This is a genomic window from Sphingobacterium sp. Mn56C (assembly GCF_049319645.1).
Classification (GTDB): domain Bacteria; phylum Bacteroidota; class Bacteroidia; order Sphingobacteriales; family Sphingobacteriaceae; genus Sphingobacterium.
Genome location: NZ_JBMOUC010000002.1, coordinates 19,769 through 44,058, shown reverse-complemented (window position 1 = coordinate 44,058; position 24,290 = coordinate 19,769). Strand labels below are relative to the sequence as shown.

The 24,290-nt window shown below is 40.8% G+C and carries 16 protein-coding genes; 9 read left to right on the top strand and 7 right to left on the bottom strand.

The genetic code is table 11. The features are described from left to right. Positions 1–8 precede the first annotated feature (8 nt). From ACL9RF_RS07605 to ACL9RF_RS07575, 7 genes are all read left to right on the top strand, one after another. Entirely contained in the window at positions 9–1,310 is a 1,302-nt protein-coding gene (locus ACL9RF_RS07605) for a bifunctional folylpolyglutamate synthase/dihydrofolate synthase (protein WP_422800021.1), read from the top strand. 250 nt (positions 1,311–1,560) lie between these two features. Next, a complete protein-coding gene (locus tag ACL9RF_RS07600) occupies positions 1,561–2,733 on the top strand; it encodes a FecR family protein (RefSeq protein ID WP_422800020.1) in 1,173 nt (390 codons plus the stop codon). Between the two features lie 47 nt (positions 2,734–2,780). After that, the gene (locus ACL9RF_RS07595; protein WP_422800019.1) at positions 2,781–6,209 is read left to right on the top strand and encodes a SusC/RagA family TonB-linked outer membrane protein; all 3,429 of its coding nucleotides are present in this window, start codon (positions 2,781–2,783) and stop codon (positions 6,207–6,209) included. A gap of 11 nt (positions 6,210–6,220) precedes the next feature. Beyond that, positions 6,221–7,717, top strand: a complete 1,497-nt coding sequence (locus ACL9RF_RS07590; protein ID WP_422800018.1) for a RagB/SusD family nutrient uptake outer membrane protein — start codon at positions 6,221–6,223, stop codon at positions 7,715–7,717. Positions 7,718–7,727: 10 nt separating this feature from the next. Further along, positions 7,728–8,555 (top strand): DUF4843 domain-containing protein, encoded by an 828-nt coding sequence (locus ACL9RF_RS07585; protein ID WP_422800017.1) that lies wholly within the window; start codon positions 7,728–7,730, stop codon positions 8,553–8,555. A gap of 16 nt (positions 8,556–8,571) precedes the next feature. Beyond that, positions 8,572–10,056 (top strand): PKD-like family lipoprotein, encoded by a 1,485-nt coding sequence (locus ACL9RF_RS07580; RefSeq protein ID WP_422800016.1) that lies wholly within the window; start codon positions 8,572–8,574, stop codon positions 10,054–10,056. 129 nt (positions 10,057–10,185) lie between these two features. Further along, positions 10,186–10,773, top strand: coding sequence for an RNA polymerase sigma factor (locus ACL9RF_RS07575; RefSeq protein ID WP_422800015.1), 588 nt, complete (start codon positions 10,186–10,188; stop codon positions 10,771–10,773). 129 nt (positions 10,774–10,902) lie between these two features. On the opposite strand, the gene ACL9RF_RS07570 is transcribed toward ACL9RF_RS07575, so the two are convergent. The 7 genes from ACL9RF_RS07570 to ACL9RF_RS07540 all read right to left on the bottom strand — a co-directional run bounded on the left by ACL9RF_RS07570 (position 10,903) and on the right by ACL9RF_RS07540 (position 21,162). Then, entirely contained in the window at positions 10,903–13,506 is a 2,604-nt protein-coding gene (locus ACL9RF_RS07570) for a zinc-dependent metalloprotease (RefSeq protein ID WP_422800014.1), read from the bottom strand. Positions 13,507–13,533: 27 nt separating this feature from the next. Continuing rightward, entirely contained in the window at positions 13,534–14,397 is an 864-nt protein-coding gene (locus ACL9RF_RS07565; RefSeq protein WP_422800013.1) for a peroxiredoxin family protein, read from the bottom strand. A gap of 133 nt (positions 14,398–14,530) precedes the next feature. Then, the gene (locus ACL9RF_RS07560) at positions 14,531–15,550 is read right to left on the bottom strand and encodes an asparaginase (protein WP_422800012.1); all 1,020 of its coding nucleotides are present in this window, start codon (positions 15,548–15,550) and stop codon (positions 14,531–14,533) included. Positions 15,551–15,554: 4 nt separating this feature from the next. Then, positions 15,555–16,334: a TatD family hydrolase gene (locus ACL9RF_RS07555; protein ID WP_422800011.1), complete on the bottom strand. Its 780-nt coding sequence runs from the start codon at positions 16,332–16,334 to the stop codon at positions 15,555–15,557. Positions 16,335–16,467: 133 nt separating this feature from the next. Continuing rightward, positions 16,468–17,448, bottom strand: a complete 981-nt coding sequence (locus ACL9RF_RS07550; RefSeq protein WP_422800010.1) for an FKBP-type peptidyl-prolyl cis-trans isomerase — start codon at positions 17,446–17,448, stop codon at positions 16,468–16,470. Positions 17,449–17,469: 21 nt separating this feature from the next. Further along, on the bottom strand, positions 17,470–18,480 hold the full coding sequence (locus ACL9RF_RS07545) for a DHH family phosphoesterase (protein WP_422800009.1): 1,011 nt from the start codon (positions 18,478–18,480) through the stop codon (positions 17,470–17,472). 48 nt (positions 18,481–18,528) lie between these two features. Beyond that, complete coding sequence (locus tag ACL9RF_RS07540) at positions 18,529–21,162, bottom strand: hypothetical protein (RefSeq protein WP_422800008.1); 2,634 nt, start codon at positions 21,160–21,162, stop codon at positions 18,529–18,531. Positions 21,163–21,294: 132 nt separating this feature from the next. On the opposite strand from ACL9RF_RS07540, the gene ACL9RF_RS07535 reads away from it, so the two are divergent. Beyond that, complete coding sequence (locus ACL9RF_RS07535; RefSeq protein WP_422800007.1) at positions 21,295–21,684, top strand: DUF423 domain-containing protein; 390 nt, start codon at positions 21,295–21,297, stop codon at positions 21,682–21,684. 65 nt (positions 21,685–21,749) lie between these two features. Beyond that, positions 21,750–24,227, top strand: coding sequence for a replication restart helicase PriA (gene priA, locus ACL9RF_RS07530; RefSeq protein WP_422800006.1), 2,478 nt, complete (start codon positions 21,750–21,752; stop codon positions 24,225–24,227). Positions 24,228–24,290: the final 63 nt, after the last annotated feature.

Below are 24,290 nucleotides of genomic sequence, written 5' to 3'. Positions count from 1 at the left end.
TTCAGAATATGAAAACCTATGCAGAGGCAATCGATTATTTATATAGTCGATTGCCTATGTTTACAAGAGACGGTGCGTCTGCCTATAAAAAAGACCTGGACCGTACAATAGCTCTTTGTGAGGCTTTGGGAAACCCACAGCATAAATTTAAAACGATTCATGTTGCGGGAACAAATGGCAAAGGCTCTTCTTCGCATATGCTTGCTGCTATTCTTGCGCAGGCAGGGTATAAGACGGGCTTATATACCTCACCCCATTTAGTAGATTTTCGAGAACGTGTGCGTATCAATGGCGAACAGGTGTCTGAAGATTTTGTTGTAGACTTTGTACAGGCAAATGCTGCTGGTATAGAGGCGGTGCAACCTTCATTTTTTGAAGCTACTGTGGCTTTAGCTTTCGATTATTTTGCCAAAGAAGAGGTCGATATTGCTGTTATCGAAGTGGGCTTAGGGGGGCGTTTAGATAGTACAAATATTATTTCTCCTGCGGTTTGTTTGATTACAAATATCGGGATGGATCATATGAACCTTTTGGGCGATACCTTGGCCGAGATAGCGGCCGAGAAGGCTGGAATTATTAAACCCTTAACCCCAGTCGTTATTTCTGAAACGCAGGAGTCTATTGCAGCTGTATTTCGGGATAAGGCTGATCGTGTTCAGGCTCCGTTATTTTTTGCAGATCAAATTTATACGGCTGAAAGGGTTGCTGTAAATTCGCAATGGCAACAGGTTAACGTTCAGCATCAGGAGGTAGAGACAGTCTATGATTTGGACTTATTGGGTTCTTATCAGGTTAAAAACTTAAGGGGTGTATTGGCGGTTATTGAACAATTGCAGGTTCAGGGTTTTAAGCTGACGCCTACGGATATTGCTGCAGCTTTGTCTAAGGTGCAGCTGCTGACGGGATTGCAGGGGCGCTGGCAAACATTGTGTACGGATCCTTTGATTATCTGCGATACCGGCCATAATGAAGATGGGATTAAACAGGTGGTGCAGAATCTCGAAGGTATGTCGTATGTGACCTTGCATATCGTGATTGGTGCTATGCGCGATAAAGATTTAGCACATATGCTGCCGTATCTACCTAAAAATGCCGTTTATTACTTTAGTAATCCGGATATGCCTAGAGCCATGCCGGCAGAAGAGCTGTCCGATATTGCGGCGGGCTATCAATTGAAGGGTAAAAGTTATGGTCCGGTACTATCGGCACTTGCAGCCGCAAAGGAGCAGTTTAAAAAGGGGGATTTAATTTTTGTGGGGGGCTCCAATTTTGTTGTGGCCGAAGTATTACAGGATTTGGCGAAAAAATAAATACTTTTTGCTGCTTAGATTAGAATATAGGCTTCCTTTTCAGGAAGCTTTTTTTATGTGCGTAGGAGGGGTATAAATTTTTTTTAAAATTCCTGTAAATTATTGTCACCCTTTTTTTACAGAAAGTCGTATTGATTAGGTAATGCAGGAAAAATCCCGGATACGTTGGCCTCTGTTGGGTACCAGGTATCGGTAAGCATAATGTTTGTTTGCCTACTGTTTAATACGGTGCTTACAAAAAATCGAATGTATGAAAGAAATAGAATATCAGCTCAAGATAAGTCAATTGATTGCTAAGGATCAATTCGGTATGCTTTCAGAACAGGAGCGTCAGATGCTAGCAGATTGGTTACAGGCCGATGAGGCTAATAGGCTGCTTTATACGGAAATTAAAAAGGATCTTACTACGGATGTGGTCAAACATACCCGTATCGATAGTGCTGAAGAGTGGAAAAAGTTTGTCGCTGTAAATGGCCTCGTTACTCGCCCTGTTTGGTATAAACAATCTTGGTTTAAGGTTGCTGCGCTGTTGGCATTGGTGGGGTCGGTTGGATTCATCTATCTTAAGCAGCAACGTGATATTAAAGAGAGGTTAAATAGCATAGCTAATAAAACATCTTTGTCTGTATCGCCTGCGGATTCGATGTTTAAAGAGCATAAAGGAATTGTGCTGTTAAGCAATGGTGAGTCCAAAAATCTGGATGCAATCAATCCGGATTCAACCTTAAATTTACAGGCTGTCTTACTCGATAATACCAACAAAAAAAGCGTTGATGCTGCTGATGAGGTCCAGATGAATACTTTAATTATTCCTCGTGGTGCCGAATTTAAGGTTAAACTGCCGGATGGCACCATTGCCTGGTTAAATGCAGGGTCGTCGTTAACTTTTCCATCCAAGTTTATCGGCGCTACCCGCAAAATTACTATTGAAGGGGAGGTATGTTTGGATGTGTTCCATAATCCGGCACAACCGTTTGTCGTGCAGGCTGGAGAACAAAGCATCCAGGTTCTGGGGACTTTATTTAATGTGGAAAATTATAAGGGGCAAAATGCGCGTACTACTTTAGTTCGGGGAAAAATAGAAGTAGCCTACCGCAATAAGAAAACCATTTTAAAACCTAATGAACAGTTTATTATCCAGAAAGATGGTCATACGCAGCTCGTGAAGGTGAATGCTGTAGAAAGTATACAGTGGACCAATGGAACCTTTGAGTTTACCGATACCAGCTTGGAAGAAATCATGCTTAAACTAGGCCGTTGGTACGATGTCTCTTATCAATTTGTCGACGCTGGTGCTCGGGAAGCCCGTTTTACCTTACAGGTAGAACGCAATGAGTCGCTAGCGCAGCTGCTGAAGAAGATTGAAATGACTGGAAGGGTACAATTTAATAAAAAGGGGAAAACAATAAAAATATTTGAATAATCAACTTTAATCTATCTACTAATAACCAAAACAAATTAACAAAAACTATGAATGTACATGTTTTAAAATCTAAGTTCTTTAGATTTTTAAGGTTCCTGCTATCTGCTGGTGTCCGTACGCAATGCAGACCTGCTGCATTGGTATTTTTCTTTACCGTTATTTGCGGGCTTTCTATCGCTGTTGCTCAAAAGAATATCGATATCAGCCGTAAGAATGCGCCTGTCGAGGAGATTTTACAGCAGGTGAAAAGTACCAGCAATTATCGCTTTGTCTATGAAAGCTCGGCAATTAAAGGGCTTAAAAATGTTGATATTCAACTCAAAGGGGCAAGCATAAATCAGGTTATGGATGCTTGTTTAGAAGGTTCTAACCTTACTTATGTGGTCGAGGGTAATACGGTAATTATCCGCGCCAAAGCGAACATCACGACTACGGTGGTGATACAGGGCTCCAAAAAGCTGACAGGAACGGTTAGGGGCAGTGAAAAGAATACGCCCATTGCTGGGGTTACGGTTACCATGATGGGGAATAATATGGCAACTATTGTAGCAGCAACCGATCAGAATGGCGCTTTTTCTATTACCTATCCGCAAAATAGCAGCAACACCAGCTTGCAGTTTTCCATTGTCGGAAAGAAACCTGTAAAGCTTGCTGTAGGCGATAAAAGTCAGTTCCAGGTGGCGATGGAGGATGTGGTGGAAGAATTGGATGATATCGTTGTTACGGGGATCTTTAATAAAGCGAAAGAAACGTATACCGGTGCTGCCAAGGAGATATCTGCTTTAGAGTTGAAGCAATTTCAGGGTAGAAACCTCTTTGTAACCTTAGGAAATATTGACCCTGCATTTTATGTGGTGCCTAATAACCTTAAAGGTTCTGACCCTAATGTTATTCCTGATATCCAACTTCGTGGTACAAGCTCTCTACCTAATATTAACCAGTTGCAGGATGCTACATCGTCCAATTTAAATATGCCGCTCGTGGTGATTGATGGTTTTGAAACGACCATACGCCGTATGATGGACCTGGATGTGAATGAGGTGGAAAGCATTACCTTGTTAAAAGATGGTTCGGCAACAGCTCTATATGGCTCGCGTGGTGCTAATGGGGTTGTTGTGATTAAAACGAAAACGCCGGCAGCAGGCAAACTATCGGTCTATTATAGAGCCGCTTTAAATGTCAATGTTCCCGATTTAAGTAGTTATAACTTATTAAATGCTAAGGATAAATTGGAGCTTGAAAGGCTTTCTGGTTATTACCAAAATAGCACCAAATCCCCGGAGCATAACCTTCAAATGTTAGACTATTATAATCAGGTCTACAAATTAGTAGATGCGGGCATCAATACCAACTGGTTGGCCAAGCCCTTACGCTTAGGTATGGATCAAAACCATAACCTACGTGTCGAAGGTGGCGATAATTCTTTTAGGTATAGTATAGGTGCCTCATACAATGATGTGCAGGGGGTAATGAAAGGGTCGGACCGTAAAACGTTTAACGGATCTATTAATATTTCTTACGACTATCAAAAGTTTACTTTCCGCAATAACACTATTATTGGTAATACCAAAACTTTTGAGTCTCCCTATGGTTCCTTCTCGGATTATGCGAAGTTAAATCCGTATTGGTCGCCTTATGATAGCAAGGGAAATATAGCACGTGTTTTCGAACCTTTTGCCGCGGTATATTGGGATCAAAATGGGATCCAAAAGCCTATTCCAAACCCACTGTATGATGCGACGTTAAATGTTTACGATAACAGTAGCTTAACGAATATAACCAATAACTTACAGCTGGAATGGCGCCCGCTTCAGGGATTGGTTATGCGTGGTGGTATTGGTATTATCACCGAGAATTCGGATAGGGATAATTTTAAACCTGCCGACCATTCTTCTTTCAATGACTATACCCCATCGGAGGTCTTTTATAAAGGAAGTTATAAATTTGATTCTGGAAAAACATTCTCCTATACCGGTAATTTTACAACGAATTATTTCAGAACTTTTGCACAAAAGCATAGTTTGTATATTGGTGTTAATGTCGATGTTTCGGAAAGAAACGCGCGTGGTTTTAGTTTCTTAGCGGAGGGATTTCCGGGTAATAATGTAGATTTTTTACCGCTAGCTTACCGCTATAAGCGAAATGATAAACCCCAAGGAAACGAAGAAACATTGCGACGTGTGGGTTTAGTGTCGACATTGAATTATTCTTTATCGAACACCTATATTTTAGATCTCTCGTATCGCTTGGATGGGGCTTCGCAGTTTGGTTCTAACCGTAAATTTGCCCCTTTCTGGTCTATAGGTACGGCATGGAATGTGCATAAGGAGCGGTTTATACGGGATAATTTATCCTTTGTAAACAATTTCAAAATTAGAGCATCTTATGGTATGACAGGTACAACACAGTTTTCTGCTTACCAGTCGCAGTCTATTTTTAACTATTATTTTGACCAGCGTTATGGCCCTTGGATTGGTGCCTACCAATCGAAACTGGGTAACCCTGACCTGAAATGGCAGTCTACAGATCAGTATAACCTGGGAACAGATATTGAATTGTTTAATTCACGTTTTAGTATCCGCGCAGATGTATACCGCAAAATAACAACGAATTTGTTGTCTTCACTGGAATTGCCTTTCTCTAATGGTTTTACCGATTATACAGAAAATGTCGGCAGTTTAAGGGAGCAGGGGTTTGAGTTGAGCTCGAGTTTTAAAATTATCCCGACCTCGAATAGAAAATGGGGCTGGTCTATTACAGCGAATGTAGCGCATAATCAAGATCGTATCACCAAGCTATCGCAAGCTATGAAAGAGGCCAATGAAAGACAGTTTTCCAGCGATGTAGCGAAATCGGGTAATCCTCCGCGCGTACTTGTGGAGGGGGCATCACAAAATACCATTTATGCGGTGCGTTCTTTAGGTATCGATCCAAGTAATGGTAAAGAACTATTTTTAGGTAAGGACGGAAAAATAACGTATAATGGTTTACTTACTGACCAGGTAGCTGTAGGGATGAACCAGCCTAAATACCGTGGAAACTTTAGCACTTTGGTGCGGTATAAAGATTTTACATTAAATGCTTCCTTTGGTTTTCGCTTTGGCGGGCAGTTGTACAATGCCACGCTCTTAGACAAAGTTGAAAGAGCTAATAAATTTTTTAATGTCGATAGTAGGGTGTTTACGGATCGCTGGCAAAAACCGGGTGATGTGGCCAAATTTAAGGGCTTGAATGAGGATGGTTATTCTCTGGCAACAACGAGATTTGTTCAAAACGAATCGGCCTTCTTCTTGCAAAATGTTAACGCCAACTACAATTTCGTTAACCAGGCTTGGTTAAAAAATGCGCGTATACGTACACTTTCTATTGGAGCAAGTACTGGGGAGTTGTTTTACCTTTCTAGCGTTCCGCAGGAGCGGGGTACGGGTTATCCGTTCTCGCGTCAAGTGTCGTTGAACCTTTCTGTCATGTTTTAAGAGTTATTGAAATGAAAAAATTAGTAATAATAGTATTTATCGGAATAGGGCTGTTGTTTTCAGGCTGTAGCAAGTGGTTGGAAGTACAACCGCAAGGCCAAACAACAGAGGGTATTATTTTCAACACACAGCAGGGTTTTAAGGATGCTTTGATTGGTGCGTATGTGCGTTTAAACTCGACTAATCTTTACGGGGAAAGTTTAAGTTATGGTTTTATAGAATACTTGGCCCTAAACTGGGATGTCACTTCCAATCAATCGGATTTGACCAACACTGCACTTCGAAATGGCAATTATAATGACCTTGGTGTTCGGGGTAAAATCGATAATGTTTTTGGACATCAATATAAATTGGTGTTGGATGTGAATGGTATTCTTGCAAATATCGATGCTAAGCAGGGGATTTTTGAAAAAAATATCTACGAAATAATTAAAGGCGAAGCTTTGGGCTTACGTGCATTAGCTCATTTTGATGCGATACGCTTATTTGGCCCTGTACCCACAAATCCTGGTGATAAAAAATGGCTCCCTTATGTTAAAGTTATTAGCAAAAATATTGGTCCTGGATTAACTTTCCAGGAATTTATGCAGGAAGTTCTTGCGGATTTAAATGAGGCTGAAGCCTTATTGGCTAAGGCTGACCCCTTGCAAAAGTATACGCTACAGCAATTGGCAAATGATAAAAATCTGGATGACTTTTTTAAGTACCGCGAGACACGTATCAACTATTACGCTATTCTAGCACTTAAGGCGCGTGTTTTCCAATGGCTGGCAGCGGGCAACCCACAGTATGCGCAGGATGCGGTGAAGTATGCTAAGCTTGTTCTGGATGGGCAGGTTGATGGGCAGAAGCATTTCCGTTTGGGTACTGAAGCGGATCGTGCTACGCAGAATTATGTGATGACGCCAGAAATTATTTTCGCTGCTTACAATGAATTGAACGATGGTGGAGAGGCGAAATTTGGTGAAAATGGAAATTACTTTAGAGCGGATAGCAAATCGGGGACAGACTTTGTGTACCTGTCGATGTTATTTCCTGCTGCCGAACGTACTTCGGATATCCGCTATAAGGAAATGTGGGTTGGAAAAACTAAAGTAGGGTCTGAGAATTACGTGTACTATAGGAAGTATTTTCAAAATATGCTTAATTTGGAAACCCCGATTAACCGTATTCCTATCATTCGCTTGAGTGAGATGTATTTTATACTGACTGAGTTTGCAACATCTAAGGCTGAGGCTGACCAATATTACCGAATTTACTGCGATGCCAAGGGAATACCTTTTGCGAGTACTGGCTTTAATGCAAGCAACTGGGAAAATGACCGTAGAACAAAACTTATACGTGAGGTTGTACGGGAGTTTTATGCAGAGGGGAAAGCATTTTTTAACTACAAACGCTTGAATATGGCGGCTTCTCCAGCGCAGTATACGTATACCTATTTTATTGGATCGGAGAAAAAATATATTCTTCCGAAACCGGATAGAGAAATTGATTATAATAAATTGTAACCTAAATCTTATGAAGACAACAATTTTATATATATCCTTTTTTGCTGTATGTTCACTCGTGTTTAATGCGTGTAAAAAAGAGGAGATAATTACCTTTTCAGGAATGCCGAAAATACAGTTTATAGATTCTGCGGCACTATCTTATACTTTTATTTATGAGCCTGAAGCACGTGTGGTAGACACCGTTTGGCTTGCTGTACGTACCATTGGTGGTATTAAAAACTACGATCGTCCGATTGTGCTTACGCAAACCCCGGAGTTTAGAGACTCGATACGTATTGACGAGGATACCAAGAAGATTATTGATACGTTGCATATCCCCGTAAGTAATCCTGCGGTTGCGGGTGTACATTATGTAGCATTGGACGACCCTGCATTAAAGCCTTATTATGTTATGAAGGCTAATCAGGTGGAGGCGAAGATGCCGGTAGTGGTATTGCGCGATCCGAGCTTAAAAGAAAGTAGCTACCGGTTACGATTAATGGTTAAGGAGAATGCGGAGTTTGTTTTCGGGGAAACCAAAAATATCGCCCGCACATTAATTGTTTCCGATCGTTTTGAACGTTTTTACTCTTGGCGTTTTGATACTTCTGTTGCGCCAGCCTTTTTTGCATTTGGAAAATATAGCCCTGCGAAGCATCAGTTTATGTATGAAACTATAGGTGCACCTATTGATGAAGAATGGTATACGGCTGTAGTAGCTATTGGGGGTGTTACTCATTATAGGAACTACCTGAGAGAGGCGCTACAAAAATATAATGCCGACCCTGTTAATATAGCCTCCGGTAAAGCACCGTTGCGTGAGGGGGGGGGTACTTCGCCTTTGGTTACATTTTAATTATATATAGCATACTATGAAATATTTAAAAAGTATATATTCTTTATGTATTGCCACCGCCTTTATCTTACAATCGTGTTATAAGGATGATAGTGTCGCGGCAACAAATGTACTTCCCGAAATTGAAGTGTCGGGAATACAGAACAATTACACGGTTATTACGAAGGTAGATTCCTTAAACATAAAACCTGTTCTTGAAAATATAACCCATGAGGCGGATTATAGTTTTATGTGGCTTTTGTATGATAAGACATTTACTGTGAACGCAGGTACGGTGGCGAAACCGGATACTTTAGCCAGCACGAAAGACTTATCTATTCTTGTTAATAAAAAAGCAGCTGATTATATTTTAGTATTTAACATTATCCATAAAAAAACGGGGGTTACCCAAATGAACCGCTATAATTTGGTCGTTAATACCTTAAATATGAATGGTTGGTATATCTTAAAAGATCATAACAATCAAACGGATTATGACTTCTTCCATCCGGATGGTAAAATTGAAAATTGGATGCAATACCATGGTTATACAAGCTTAACAGGGAAGGCTGTGAAGTCTATATTTATTCCTGATATGCGTACGTCGCTAAATTCTGTGGATAGATTTGGTGCTTTAGCCGTTCTTTCTGATCAAGATATTGCGATGTTTAGGTTAGAAAATGGGCAACGTTTGTATACTTATGATAATCTGTTTTTTACAAAACCGTCGGTAAAAAAACCGCAGAATATAACCACAACGCCTGCTGGAACTGTGGGGCTGATTAATGACAGCAAATTTTATGTTTTAAATAAAGGGGGCTTGTTTGCAAATACGCCACCCAATGATTATGTGTTAAGTGATAAAATTGGTGTCACCTCGTATGAGCTGGTGTTCGATATAAAAAGTAAATCATTACTTTATGTTAGTGGCGGTTCCTTAACCCGGTTTATTGCCAATGGTAGTGCCATGATGAATACCGCTTCTGATTTGATGTGGATCGAGGGGGCTCCGGAATTACGGAATACGGGCGCTATGATTTTCAAAAATCCTACCACAGGAACGGGGCGGTTGATTCGTATTGATGCTTCTGTGGGTAATTTCTTTATTCCTGGAAGTAAGTTGGTGACGTTGGAAGCGGAAATTCCGGCTGAGAACCCTGTTTTACAGGCCGAACAGTTGGGTGGTAATTATGATAGCGACTTGCTGTATTACTCCAAAGGAAACCAGGTGTTTATTTTTGATTTTGCGTCTTTAAGTTCTTCGTTACAGGTATCCTTCCCGGAAGGTGAAAAGGTAACGCGCATTCAGCATATTAAGTATCCTGTCCCTGTTAGAGGTGTGGTAAATAAGCTAAATTATATCGCTATTGCTACCTTTAAGGATGGTAAATATAAGGTATATCTTTATAGTTTAAATTCTATTGGCGGACTGATTCCTAAATCAGCGCCAGATTTCGAGGGTACCGGTCGGGTATCTACAATAAATTATATTGAAAATGGACTTGGTAGCCGTGTTTTTTAATTATAAAATTTAATTTCTTCTATTGGGGGCTGTTTTTATGAACAGCCCCTATCTATAATATTAAAAAATTAATAAATTTTAATTACTTTTACAATTAATTTATAAAAACGCCTTTTTTTTTGGCATCTATTGAGTGAATTAGGGGTAATGGTTAAGGATACGATATCTGATATGCATGATTTCGGAGATTTTTTTGAAAAATCGTTCGAGCCTATCTACCATTTTATCCGACGTTATATCTCCGACGATATGGTTGCTAAAGATCTTGCCCAGGATACCTTTCTACGGGTGTATGAAAAGCGTGCCGATTTCCAAAGTCAGCTACATGCTAAATCGTATACCTATATCGTTGCCAAAAACCTTTCTCTGGATTTCTTAAAACATCAGAAAGTGCGTAACCAATACGCGGAATCTTTGGTGGATATACCTGTTGAGGATAACGATTTTATAAAAAATATAATCTACACCGAAACGGTACACACCGTAAAAGTAGCGCTGGCAACGTTAAGTCCGCAAAGTAAAAGGATAATCGAGCTGAGTATGGAGGGCTTGTCAAACGATGAGATAGCGCAGGAGCTGCAGATTTCCATCAATACCGTTAAAACCATAAAAAAAAGAGCATACGAAAAACTTCGGCAGTTGCTGGCTAGTGAATATACCGATGGTATTACGCTCGCTGTATTGCTTGCAGGCTTAATGGTGCTGCTATTAAATTAAAATCGTAAACGCCGGAAGAAGGGCGGTCTTTGTTATTTTTTTAGCCATAAAAAAAGGGAAACTGTCTTTTTATCGACAGCCCCCTTACTTAACTAAACAAACACTATAAATAAATTCTTATTTTCTGTTTTATTGTCCCACTTTTACTAAGCCTTTTTTCAACTGTTCATCTATGCGCATGGCGATATCGATAAGGTGAGCCTTAGCCAATCCCTTTTTACGCGGAATAGCTTTCTTAATATCCTTACTTAGATCGACTAAATGCTGGCGCATTAAACTGGAAGCATCCGAGTGTGTAGGTTCTGGATTTAGGTACATTATTGTTCCGTTGCCATTATTTACGCCCACAATTTCAGTGGTCATAACAAAGTTGCGAAACGTCTGGTTAATATATATTTTCTGTAAAGACCTGCGCGAGGCTGTGATATCCTGGCTGTTGTATAATTCGGCCCATATGGCACTACGTAGATCCGAAAGATATTCGTTTATACCATAAAGCTTCTCTTTTTTCTTTGCCTTATTTGTATTGTCTATCATCGTAGAAATCATTCCTGAACCTAAGAATTTAAACAATACGGCATGCTGTGTTGCGAAGATATACACATCGGCATCCACACCAGTTAGCGACGTTAAGGTGTCATTTTTCAACCAGGTTGGCGTTTGAAAAAGCTGGTCATTTAAGAATTTCATCGCTTGTTTCTGTTTTTCGTACGGTACATCCTCAAATACTGGCCCAGGCTGTTCTACACTCTTAAGGGTACGGTACTTGCCGCCTACAGATTTCATCACCTGCATGTTGTATAATTTATACTGCTGCAATAATGTTTTATACATTTCTCCAGCTTCCTCATATCCCTCATTCGCTGTGCGTGTCCATGTTAATAAATTCGGTAATATGCGCTGTAAGTTTTTAATACCATAGGTATTTGCCTTCGCATTATCATCCCCTAAGTCTTCACTCTGTGATCGCGGATCTGAGTATTCGAATTCGGCGCCGAAGAACAATCTTTTGTTCGCTGTTAAGCTATCAATAATAAGTTTGTTCTGGTATGGCGTTTCATCCTCTGCCTTTTCAAACTGTGGCAACCAACGGTAACCCCAGGAAATCGCCCATTTATCATAGTCGCCGATGCGAGGGAATATTCCTTTCTGGCTGATACCATCCTCCGGCTGTGCCACATAATTGAAACGAGCATAATCCATAATAGATGGGGTATGTCCGTATTTATCGGTAAATGTTCGGCTACGCAACGAGTCTACTGGCACCGTAGAGCTGGAACCAAAATTATGCATTAACCCTAGCGTATGGCCCACCTCATGCGATGATACAAATCGAATTAATTCTCCCATAAGATCATCGTCGAGCACCATCTTACGTGCTCTCGAGTCTATGGCTCCTGCTTGTATCATATACCAATTGCGCAATACCAACATAATATTGTGGTACCAGTTAATATGCGATTCTATAATCTCGCCCGATCGTGGGTCGTGAACATGTGGACCGCTGGCATTTGGAATAGCAGAGGGTTTGTATACAATAGCAGAATTGCGGGCATCGTTAATATTCCAGGTAGAATCGTCTGTTGGTGCGAGCTCAGCGCGGATAGCATTTTTGAAACCTGCAGCCTCAAAAGCTTCCTGCCAATCGTTTACCCCTGCAATTAAATAAGGGATCCATTTCTTTGGTGTTGCAGGGTCTATATAATACACAATAGGCTTTTTAGGCTCTACCAATTCGCCGCGAAGGTAACGGGCTTCATCCTCTGCTTTAGGCTCTAAACGCCAGCGTGTAGTGTAATACACATTTTTTACCCCTTGCGGATTTTTATCAAAGTCTACAAAGCCTCGAGCAAAGAACCCTACACGCGCATCGGCTAAACGTGCTTTCATCGGTTCTTTAGGTAGTAGTACTAACGAACTATTTAAGGCGTAGGTCATAGGAAGGGTAGACGTAGATCCGTTTACCGAGTAGGTACGTACACTTTGTATTTCTACGTTAATAGGGAATGTCTGTACCTTGTCGATATAGGATTTGTCGGCCTGTATCCCGCCAATATTAAGTCCTTTTTTTGCACCTTCGTTGAAGTACAATATTTCGTTCTCCTGATTTAAAAAGTCGGTAACCTCTATGACAGACGTTTTACTCAGCGAATCTGTACCATATGCTTTAATGGTAAAGGCAGCAACAATGGGCTGTAGATTGGACTTTACCAAGGATTTAAATAGGCCATTTTCACTAGAATCTTGTGCTCGTTCTGCAAAAATACGTCGTCTTAAAAATACTTTGTTGTCGGGCCCTTTTTCAAAGGTAACGACATTCTCGGCAATCTGGTCGCCACCGTACACATGCTTCTGCGGACGTAAACCTGCTGGTGCGCCAGCAACACGGTTTACCACTAAAATATCACGGCCAAGGATAGAATCAGGAATTTCAAAAAAGAATTTTTGTTCTATTTTATGCACACCGATCATACCAAACTGCGACTTAGCTTTTGCGGTGATAATATCCTTGTAAGGTTTTATCTCGCCTGCAGCAACAGGTTTAGCCGCCGTACTGTCGGTTTTTGCTTTAGTACCTTCAGTTTTTGCTGCATTTTTTTCAGTTTTCGGTTTTTCTTTTGTCGGCTTACCGTTGCTCTTTTGTGCCAATGCCTCATTTACAGGGCCTACACTTAGACCTGTAACAAGACCTAAACTTAGGCTTAAGAATAAGGTATTTTTTGATTTAAACATGATATATGGTAATAATTAGGTATAAAATTATTTTAATAACCTTTCTAAGGTTTCGGTAAGCGCATCCCCACGTAGGTTTACTGCGATTATTACGCCGTTAGGGTCTAATAAAAAGTTTTGCGGGATAGAACGTACAGCATATAAGGCCGCAACCGGACTATTCCAAAATTGTAAATCCGATACTTGAGGCCAAGTAAGACCATCTTTTTCTATGGCCTCTAACCACGCTTTTTTTGCATTCTGTTGGTCTAAGGATACACCCAGAATTTCGAAGTTTTTACTTTTGTACTTATTATAGGCCGCTACAACATGCGGGTTTTCTTCCCTACATGGTCCGCACCAACTTGCCCAGAAATCAATAAGCAGATACTTACCACGGAATGATTTTAAGGATACCGGGTTGCCGTCAGGGTCATTACTGCTAAATTCCGGTGCCGTTGCTCCAAGCGCCACAGTTAAAAATTTGGCGATTGTATTACCGAGCTTTTTGCCGGCATCACTTTGCTGCACCTTTTTGCTCAACCCTTTATACAACTTGTTGTACGCTACGATATCATCGGGTAGGTGTCCTACAATATCGGTTAAGGCTTCTAGGCTGTTGCTCGATTTAGGGTGCTGCTTAACGTATTGTATTAACGCCGCTTTACGTTCCGTTTTTATAAGTGCAATATCGTTGCGAAAAGCGCCTAAACCTATCGTATCGTAACCTGCCTTTTTACGCTGCTCTGCATAATATAATTCAGAACGCTCTTTTATACGGCTGTCATACGGGGAGGTTAATTTTTGAAGTACAGTTTCTTTTTCGGTAGTTTCTGTCTGTGCTTTTCCGCTAAAGAAGGTACAGAGGGCTAAGCAAATGGTCAACCCAATGGTTAGTGTATTTGATTTCATTCTATTTAGTGTTACTTGTTGTTATATACCCTATACGACTGTATTCCTATTAGGGGTGACAGTATGCACTAAATAAAAAACGGAGCGTAACCTTTATCTTTAGGTTCGCTCCGTATTATTCTTGTGGATAATTTTAATCGTTTACGGTTAATTCTCCACGAATATCTTTTTCAATCCAAAAAGCTACCTTCGCTTGGTCGTCGGTTTCCCCTTGAAGGTACATCAATTTGGTTACAGCAGCTTCAAAAGTCATATCGTAGCCATTCAGTACGCCGATAGCTTTTAGCCCCTGGCTGGTTTCGTAGCGCCCTAATTCTACCGATCCAACCTTACATTGCGAAATATTAACAATATTCTTTCCCCCGTCTATGGCTTGTTTTAATAAATCCAAGAACCATTGATCGGTTGTAGTATTGCCAGAACCGAATGTTTCCATAACAATCGAGCGTACATCGGCATTTAATATTGCTTTTATAGTCTCCGGACGTATTCCTGGGAATAGTTTAAGTACGCCGACGCGGTTATCGATGCGGTTATGTAGCACTAAATCTTTATCTGAATTGTTAAGTAGCGACTCGAGGTTATATTTTAAATGAATACCAGCTTCCACCAACACCGGGTAATTCGGGGAACGGAAGGCTTCAAATTTTGCAGAATTATATTTGAAGGCTCTATTGCCACGGAACAATTTATTGTCGAATAGTATGCACACCTCTTGTATTATAGACATACCATTATGCTTTGCCGATGCAATTTCCAGTGCCGTCATCATATTTTCCCGAGCATCGGTACGTATCTCACCGATGGGTAGCTGTGATCCGGATAGAATTACAGGCTTCTGTAAGCCCTCCAGCAGGAAGCTTAAAATCGATGCTGTAAACGCCATGGTGTCGGAACCGTGAAGAATAACAAAACCATCATACAGCGCATAGTTTGTCTGTATAAGTTCGGCCATCTGCAACCAGATGTCCGGGTTCATATTCGAAGAATCTATAATAGGGTCGAAAGAGTGAACGGTAATTTTATAATCGAGGCGGCTGAGGTCGGGAAGGTTGGCTTTTATAAGATCAAAATCGAAGGGAACGAAGGTTCCCGTTTCATCTTGAACCATACCTATTGTGCCTCCTGTATATATGATAAATAGATTTTTCATGCGTTTAAATGCCAAAGACTTTAACTGAATTCTGTGTGGTTATTGTGGCCAGCGTTTCCAGACTTACCTGATGTAGGTCGGCCACTTTTTGTGCCGTATAGGCTAGGTAAGAGGTTTCATTTTCCTTTCCTCTAAAAGGTACAGGCGCTAAATAGGGCGCATCTGTTTCTAAGACAATATGTTCCAAATCAATCTGTTGAACCACCTGGTCGAGGCCTGCCTTTTTGTAGGTAACAACGCCACCGATACCGAGCTTAAAACCTAAGGCTATGGCACGTTGCGCTTGTGCTAAATTTCCCGTAAAGCAGTGGAATATACCAAAAAGCTTATCGTCATTTAGCTCCTCAAGTATGGCAAATACCTCGTCGAAGGCTTCCCTACAATGGATGTCAATCGGTAACCCCAGTGCTTTGGCCCACGCTATCTGGGTTCTAAAAGCATCTTGTTGCCAAGCCAATGTACTTTTGTCCCAATAAAGGTCAATACCAATCTCACCAATGGCGTAAATTTTATGTTGGCCAATCATGTTTTCAATATAGGCCAACTCTTTTTTATAATCCTCTTTTACGCTGCAAGGGTGTAAACCTAACATCGGAAAGCAATTGTCTGGGTAGGCGGCAACAGTATCCATAACCTGCGGAATGGATTCCCGGTCGACATTGGGTAAAAATAATCGGGTGATATGCTTTTCTAAACAATGGTCTATCTGCTGTTTTAATTTTTCGGTGTTTACCGAATAATAGATGTGTGTATGGGTATCCGTAAGCGTATATGGTAGTAACATGGTTGTTTATTAAACACTCAAAAGTAGTAATTTATCAATAAGCAGCCTAATTTAGTATAAAAAAACGCGATTCTTTTAAAAGAATCGCGTTTAAATTTTAATATTTAAAATTTTTTTAAATCTTGGTATCTGCCTAGTTTGCAGGTTCAGCAACTGTTGGTGCTGCTGTTGGTGCAGTTACAGGTTTACCTTTGATTACGTCAACCAATTCTACATCAAAGATTAATGGTGCGTAAGGAGGGATTTTATTTCCTGCCGGACGGTCGCCATAAGCTAAAGACGAAGGAATAATTAATGTTGCTTTTGTACCTTTAGCAAATAATAATAAACCTTCTGTCCAACCTTGAATTACCGGTTGGTTACCAATGCTGAAACGGATAGGCTCGAATGTACGCATCGGGTCAATAGGCATTTTGTTTGCTGTTGCAACCTCTTTAATCGACGTATCGAAGACTGTACCATTTGTTAATTTACCAGTATATTGTACAACTACAGTATCCCCTAAAACTGGTTTTTCACCTTTACCTTCTGAAGTAATTACATATTGTAAGCCAGAAGCTGTTTTCTTAGGCTCTAGTTTATTTGAAGAAACGTAAGATGAAATTTTACCTTCTTCGGCTTTTTTCAATCCTTCTAATTCACCTTTAAAATAGTTATCTATTTGCGTGTAAAGTGCTGAATCTGTTAATTGACCTTTTTTGAAGTGTTTTCTAACTTTTACGGTAAACGTCACATATTTATCTGCAAATTCAGGTTTTGGCTGATGCGTCATGGCAGCCATCGTATCCAAGTTCAAACGGAATACAGCGCTATCGCCTTCACCTAAGAATTTGAACATCGAGTTGTAATCGCCTTTGTACATTCCTGGAAGTGTATCCGCTGCAATGTTAACAATTTGAGGTAAACCTAAATCGTAAGTACTGTTTAATAACGAGTCTTTACGGTCGGATTTAATCGTTAAATCTACGGAAAGGAAGTCTCCTGTCTGCGCCTTTTCGGCACCTTCGTCTTTTACGATTTTATACTCTAAACCACCATCCCCTTTTTTAAAGTTCTGGCAAGAAGCAGCTAAAAGTGTAAAAGCTGCAGATAAAAATAAAATTGATTTCTTCATTTTATTGATTATAATACGTATTTACTTAGTTAATAATTCTTTATATTCCGGTAAAATTGATTTAAATGTATTTACGACAGTGGCAATATCCCCTGCTGCACTACCTCCAGAAGCATTGAGATGCCCTCCGCCATTGAAATACTTTTTACATATCTCATTACAAGGGATTTCGCCGATGGAACGCAAAGATAATTTAATTAATTCAGTTCTGTCGACTATTAATGCCGCTAATCGTATACCTTTAATGGATAATGCATAGTTTACTAATCCCTCTGTATCACCTGTCGTTACATTAAACTTGGCTAAATCTTCTTTCCTTATCGAAAATAATGCGGTATTGTATGCAGGTATAACCTCTAAACAGTTTAATAAACAATATCCTAAAAAGTTAAGCCTTCGTTCGGTAGCACTGTTATACACCTGCTCATGAATCTCCCAGTTACGGGCGCCAGCATCCAGTAGCTCTGCAATAATATGGTGCACAGCAGCCGTTGTCGATCGAAAGCGGAAAGAGCCTGTATCGGTCATAATACCGGTGTACAAACAGGTGGCAATATCCGCATCAATATCGGCTTTCCCCTGTAACTCCTCCTCCAAAAAGCGGTAAACCAACTGTGCTGTAGCAGCAGCATTGGAGTCCCAGTACGATAGATCTGCAAAATCTTCCGGCTCTAAGTGATGGTCTATCATCCATTTCTGTCCTGCTGCTTCTCGAATTATAGGCTCCAAAGCATGGGTACGTGAAAGAGCGCTATAGTCTAAACAGAAAATAATCTCGGCTTCATTTATCAGCTTTGACGCCATCTCCGGGCTCTGCGGATACATTATAACCGACCCTCTTCCCGGCATCCAGTCTAAAAAGTCTGGAAAATCCGAAGATACAACAACAGAAACCTGATGGTTTTTCTTTTTCAGCCAATGATAAAGGCCTAAAGAAGATCCCAGCGCGTCTCCATCTGGTTTGTGGTGAGTCGTTATAACAATTCTTCTAGGTTTAGTTAGTAATTGTAAATTATCTTTTCCTTTTAGCATAAATATTTCAAGAATACAAACCTACAAATTATTCATTTGTCCGAAAAATTATTTTTTATGTCGGAAAGCATAGAGTTTATGGTCTCTACGCATACACAATAGATAGTTATCACTGGTGGGGCTGATCTTGCCATAATAAAACAGCGGTTGTGCCTCGAGCGGAAAACCTTCGACCAGCATCTGGTCGCCAATATGGAAGAGGTAAATTAAATTACTCGCTTTTACAGCAACACCGAGAAAAGGTGTAGGGCTACCGGCATTAGGGAAAAACTGTGGCCTATCTTCCACACCTTTGGTGAAATTGTAGGTAAACAACCTGTGCAAAGAATCGGCAATATCATACACCTGTAATTCACCCTTGCTGAGGTGTACCAACTCGGGCATAGAGTTGCCATTCAGATTTTCAAAGGCCGATATGGATGCTGTTGCCGTATTTTCTAAGCGCATTTTAGTCGTTGGCTCCTGTTCTGGAATGCGGTAGAAGTTGCTTTTACCATCGGTAGCAAAATATTGATACTCCTTGTTCCCTTTGTCCCAAAAACCTATAGGGCCATTAAATTCAACATCACCGGGTACGTCGATCTCGCGATACTTTTCTCCCCTTTGATCCAGCAGGTATACACGGCCATACGTGGTGCCAATGGCGAAGTGTTCACCAGCAATCTGTACGGGGCCATTTATTCGTCCATCGACTTCAACAGTTTTCCAATCTTTAAGGCGCTGGCCTTCCATATCAAAGGCATACACTTTTTTTGCCGTAGGAACGAGTATACAGGATATACCATTTATTTGCGTTATTGTTGCTGTAGCCGTAGGTACGTCGGGAATAGTAGCGGAGAAGCCTTTAAATGCTTTCCCATCCGTATCAAATCGATATAACTGTGCTTTATCCGTCACCAACAAAAGGCTGCGATCCGGAAGCTGCTGGATATCACCGGTTACTCTACCAGCAAATACGGCGGACCATAACTTTTCTCCACTTGTGGATATCGCATGTACCGTATGGTCCAACTCCTGGATAAGAATAAACTGGCTAGTGTCGGAGTGATCAAAGACATAAGGCCTCGTGATAGCTTTGTTTTCCATAGGGTACACCCATTCTGGTGTCCCCCCGAGGGCACTTTTACTTTTGTACACCGCATAAATCTGCGACGATAGGCTGCCGTTGTTTCCGGAAAGTTGTACCGACCAGGAGTAGAAGTCCTGGTAACCATAATTATCTTTATCCTTAAACTTCTTTTGGTATGCCTGTGGTAAGGAATTTAATATCTTGTACTGCGCATTTCTATTATGCACAAACAGCGTTATATTAGCATCATTTCCTTGCAGCTTTTCAAAGTTCTTAAAACCCAGCGTGCCCACAAGAAGGCTCTTTTTACGCCAGTCAGTAAGGTAGCTTTGCAACGTAGAACTGCTATTGGCAATAACCAGCACATTGGCCACCTGGGTAACATACGGGCGGTTTAAAGTTTTAAATGCGTCGCCATACTGCGCATACAGCAGCTGGCTATTTTTAAAGCGGTATATGGAGTCGCCAACATTTTCCAGGATTGTGCTACGTACAGTCTCCCAGGCAGCGGAGTCTTGGATTGCTACAAACCCCATATGGTTTTGATCTTGTGTTTCAATTAAGGCGAAATTGCTGCCCCAGCTGGCGTTTAATTTTTCCACAGTTTTAGCACTATCACCTATTTCTTTCCAAGTATTATTTATCCTATCGCTTTCTTTCCGGTTTTGGAATAGGGTATTTAAATCCTGTTGGAATGTTTTGCTATCACGGAAACTATACTCCATATAAACCGCCGTATTGGCCGGAAAGTAGTTGTACAACTGCTGTGTAGTTTTCCGCTGCCGACTAAAAATAGCCAGATAACTGTCTTGTGTTTCCGTAATTTCGCTTTCTCCGGTAAGCATTAAAGCATCCTGTTTGAAATTAATATTCCACGCAGATTGTCCTTTCAGCCCCGCAAATTGATCTAAAAATATGCCTTTTGTGCGTTCCTGGAACTGTTGCACGAAAGCTGGAAACTGCTGATGCGGGAAGAATACACTAAACGGGGTATTTCGGGAGCTATTTTTTGCAAAGTAGTCCAGCTGTTCCTTAGGCAAATGAACGGCATGTTTGTCGACTATGGTAGCTAGTATAGGTTTGGATGTAGATGCAAATATAATATCTTGGTAATATACAGCATAGAGCCTGCTATTTTGTTGCTCAAAATGTAAGGTATACAGTTTCGTATTTAAAGTGTCCGTAGTTTCGATTTTTACGTCTCTACCCAGCGCCGCTAGTACAGTACTAAGATCAGATTCTTTGAGCGATACTTGTGTTGGCACGGTGAATAAGGTAGAAATGGTCTTTCCTTCCGGATGGAAAGAAACATATATATCAGCGTTGTCGACATAATTTTTTAAGGCATCATGGCGCAATAAAGACTGCTTAAAAAGGGTATTCGTTTGTGCCTCCTGAAACCCTAAAATAGCATCAAATATTTCAAAGTCTTTAAATATATTATCCGTAATTTGATCATTGCGGATCGATGTGATCAGTAAGGTGTTCTCCGGAAGATATTTTAAAGCCCGAGCACTATCCGTTTGATCCTTGTTAACATCACTAAAATAATATATCGATGCTGCAATAACCGCAATAAATAAGAGGGCCGTAATTATCAGAGTATTTCTCATTTTACAAACCTAGCTATTTCGGTATCTAAAAGGAAGCAATTGGCGTAAAAAACAAAAAATATGTAGCCTTTTGAACTATATTTTATACATTTATAGACACGATTTATCTAAAAGTATTTTTCATTATTATTCATGAATAAGCAAATTATTTTAACTGCTTCTTTTTTTGGTCTTATCGCCGTTGTGTTAGGGGCGTTTGGAGCCCACGGATTGGAGGGGAAAATTAGTGATTACCATCTCAATACCTGGAAGACTGCAAATCAATATCAATTTTACCATACTTTTGCTTTACTTTTTCTTTCTACATTTTCGAGAGCAAAAAGTCCTTCTATCCGGGTATCATTTATTGCCTTTACGGTAGGGATATTACTTTTCTCGGGTAGCTTATACCTTCTCAGTATACGTAGTTTGCTCGGGTTAGATGGATTCTCCTTTTTAGGGCCTATTACCCCATTAGGGGGCTTATGCTTTATGATCGGTTGGATTGGTCTTTTTGTTGCTGCGGTAAAGCACCGCGCATAATATATAATTTTTAGTATTGCAAGCCTCTGATACTTGATATCGGGGGCTTTTTTGTATTTTTGTATATGCTGGCATCAGATTTATTTTCCGACCGTAAAACGCTTTTTGTGGAGGTTATTCTTCCCCTGGCTATTGCGAAAACATATACCTATCGTATTCCGTTTGAGTTAAACCATAAGGTTGCGGTGGGCGTTCGGGTAATTGTGCAGTTTGGAAGAAACAAAATTTACTCGGCTTTGGTTAGCGCTGTTTCCGAACTTCCCCCTGAGCGCTATGAAGCGAAATATATTATGGATGTGGTCGATGATCAGCCTATAGTCGATGCAGGACAGCTGCTGTTATGGGAGTGGATTGCAGATTATTACATGTGCCACCTGGGAGAGGTTATGCAGGCAGCCTTGCCTGCAGCTTTAAAAATGGCTTCCGAAACGAAAATTATGCTTGCCGATGAAGGTGAATTGGATCGTTCGGTATTGTCGGATAAAGCTTTTATTTTGTTAGATGCACTGGAGCTGGCCGGGGAGCTTAAAGTAAATGATGTAGTTAAGATTTTGGGGCAGAAGTCGGTGTTCCCGCTATTGAAATCTCTTTTTGAGCAGGGTTTTATTTTAATATCAGAGGAGATCAAAGAACGCTATAAACCCAAGACAAAAGTTTTCCTATCGCTTGCGTCATTATATAACGATAGTTCGGGTAAGCGAGAATTATTAGATAGTTTAAATCGAGCCCCCAAACAGCAGGATGCTGTATTAGCGTACCTGCAGTTGGCAAAACAACAACAAGATATTACACGTGCAGCGTTGATGGAAGCTTCCGGTTGTGGTACATCGGCCATCACAGCGCTTATTGATAAGGGTGTATTCGAACTGCGCGAGCAGGTGGTAAGTCGCTTTGCGGGTGAAGATATTTTATTAACGAAAGAGTTTACCTTTACTGCCCTGCAGCAGCAGGCATTTGACGCTATTAAACTTGGATTTGAGCAGAAGGATGTGGTGTTGTTACATGGTGTTACGGCATCGGGGAAAACACAACTATATATTCGCTTAATTGAGGAAGCCTTAAGTTCCGGAAAGAATGCACTCTACCTATTACCCGAAATTGCGTTAACAGCTCAGATTACCGAAAGGCTAAAATTGTATTTCGGTAATGAACTTGGCGTATATCATTCCAAATTCAACGATAATGAGCGTGCCGAGTTATGGCATAAGGTATTGAAAAATGAGCTCCGTGTGGTTATAGGGGCACGGTCGTCTTTGTTTTTACCCTTCCGAGATTTAGGCCTTATTATCGTCGACGAGGAGCATGAAAACTCGTATAAACAATACGATCCAGCACCGCGCTACCATGCGCGCGATACTGCGATTTACCTGGCGCATCTGCACCATGCCAAGGTGCTGCTAGGTTCGGCAACGCCATCGGTAGAAAGTTACTATAATGCTAAATCCGGAAAGTATGGTTTAGTGCAACTTCTGCAACGCTTTGGTGAAGCCCAGTTACCGCAGATTACGGTTTTAAATATATCCGAAGAAATGCGTAAAGATAAGATGCACGCTTATTTTAGCAGCACTTTATTGCAAGGTATAGAGCAGGCGGTTGCCAATAAGGAGCAGGTAATTTTATTTCAAAATAGACGAGGGCATACACCATTTGTGCAATGTAGCACCTGTGGGCATGTTGCCAAGTGTATTAATTGTGATGTAAGTCTTACCTACCATAAAACCTCGAATATGCTGCATTGCCACTACTGTGGGCATTCGGAATCCCCGATTAATGTATGTCCGGCATGTGGTATGCCTCATATGGAAAGTAAGGGGTTTGGTACAGAGCGTGTAGAGGAGGAGTTGGAAATTCTAATGCCTAATTTGCGTATCGGAAGGTTAGATCTGGATTCCACCAAAGGCAAGTATGGCTTTGATAAGATTATTGGTGCTTTTGATGAACATGCCTATGACGTGTTGATCGGCACACAAATGGTGGCGAAGGGTTTAGATTTTGGTCGCGTAAACCTTATTGGTGTTATCAATGCCGATACCATTATAAACTTCCCTGATTTTAGAGCTTACGAGCGTGCGTTTTCTTTATTTTCGCAAGTGGCAGGACGTGCGGGCAGACGTAAAGACCAGGGCAGGGTTATCTTACAAACGTATACCCCCAATCACCGTGTAATTGAACAAGTGGTGCAACATGATTATGAGGGCATGTTTATGCAGGAGGTAACCGAGCGCAAAAATTTTATGTACCCTCCGTTTTATAGACTTATAAAGCTGGATGTTAAACACAGCAATCAACAGCAAACGTATGATTCGGCTCAAAAGTTAGGCGTTTTACTTCGTGCTCAGTTAGGAAATAGGGTGTTAGGGCCTGAGGCCCCTTTGGTTGCACGCGTACGTAACTTTTACATTCAAACTATTACCCTGAAAATTGAACGCAATAAGGTGAACATGGCGAAGGTTCGGGATCTTATACGCTCGTGTATCCTCACCTTTGAGCTGGATAAAAGAAATTCGGGTGTCCGTATCCAGATTGATGTAGACCCCTACTAATAGCAACTAGTCCCGCCGCCATGAATTTCCATTTAGTTCCACAGAGAGACCCCTATTTTAGTG

Coding starts and splice junctions, on each gene's coding strand:
- ACL9RF_RS07605 (WP_422800021.1), top strand. CDS start 9: ATGAAAACCTATGCAGAGGCAATCGATTATTTATATAGTCGATTGCCT.
- ACL9RF_RS07600 (WP_422800020.1), top strand. CDS start 1,561: ATGAAAGAAATAGAATATCAGCTCAAGATAAGTCAATTGATTGCTAAG.
- ACL9RF_RS07595 (WP_422800019.1), top strand. CDS start 2,781: ATGAATGTACATGTTTTAAAATCTAAGTTCTTTAGATTTTTAAGGTTC.
- ACL9RF_RS07590 (WP_422800018.1), top strand. CDS start 6,221: ATGAAAAAATTAGTAATAATAGTATTTATCGGAATAGGGCTGTTGTTT.
- ACL9RF_RS07585 (WP_422800017.1), top strand. CDS start 7,728: ATGAAGACAACAATTTTATATATATCCTTTTTTGCTGTATGTTCACTC.
- ACL9RF_RS07580 (WP_422800016.1), top strand. CDS start 8,572: ATGAAATATTTAAAAAGTATATATTCTTTATGTATTGCCACCGCCTTT.
- ACL9RF_RS07570 (WP_422800014.1), bottom strand. CDS start 13,506: ATGTTTAAATCAAAAAATACCTTATTCTTAAGCCTAAGTTTAGGTCTT.
- ACL9RF_RS07565 (WP_422800013.1), bottom strand. CDS start 14,397: ATGAAATCAAATACACTAACCATTGGGTTGACCATTTGCTTAGCCCTC.
- ACL9RF_RS07560 (WP_422800012.1), bottom strand. CDS start 15,550: ATGAAAAATCTATTTATCATATATACAGGAGGCACAATAGGTATGGTT.
- ACL9RF_RS07555 (WP_422800011.1), bottom strand. CDS start 16,334: ATGTTACTACCATATACGCTTACGGATACCCATACACACATCTATTAT.
- ACL9RF_RS07550 (WP_422800010.1), bottom strand. CDS start 17,448: ATGAAGAAATCAATTTTATTTTTATCTGCAGCTTTTACACTTTTAGCT.
- ACL9RF_RS07545 (WP_422800009.1), bottom strand. CDS start 18,480: ATGCTAAAAGGAAAAGATAATTTACAATTACTAACTAAACCTAGAAGA.
- ACL9RF_RS07540 (WP_422800008.1), bottom strand. CDS start 21,162: ATGAGAAATACTCTGATAATTACGGCCCTCTTATTTATTGCGGTTATT.
- ACL9RF_RS07535 (WP_422800007.1), top strand. CDS start 21,295: ATGAATAAGCAAATTATTTTAACTGCTTCTTTTTTTGGTCTTATCGCC.
- priA (WP_422800006.1), top strand. CDS start 21,750: ATGCTGGCATCAGATTTATTTTCCGACCGTAAAACGCTTTTTGTGGAG.